This window comes from Pseudomonas sp. SIMBA_068 (assembly GCF_046534705.1).
In the GTDB taxonomy this organism is placed as follows: Bacteria; Pseudomonadota; Gammaproteobacteria; order Pseudomonadales; family Pseudomonadaceae; genus Aquipseudomonas; species Aquipseudomonas putida.
In genome coordinates this window covers 1-235 of sequence record NZ_JAWRYI010001680.1, presented here as the reverse complement: position 1 = coordinate 235, position 235 = coordinate 1, and the positions used below count along the sequence as shown (strand labels likewise).

Annotated in this window: 1 pseudogene; it reads right to left on the bottom strand. The window is 63.0% G+C overall.

Annotation, left to right across the window (positions count from 1 at the left end):
* Window positions 1-80, bottom strand: a pseudogene (locus SB756_RS35455) (DUF1656 domain-containing protein); the annotation flags it as partial.
* Window positions 81-235: the final 155 nt, after the last annotated feature.

Sequence of the window (235 nt, the reverse complement as noted above, 5' to 3'; positions counted from 1 at the left end):
AGGAACAACAGGTAGGTGCCAAACATCATCACCAGCAGCGTGGGCAGGAACACCCCGCTGATATCCAGTTCACCAATCACAGAGGGGCTCCGTCGAGGCCGGGGGGCAGTTGCGGTTGTTCGGCGGGTTCGAGCATCACTTCCACACCCGGCAACAGCGCCAGTCGCAGGCCGCTCAGGGCATGCAGCAGGTGGGTGCGGGCATCGCCGCGCTCGTACAGCTCATCCAGGTTCAA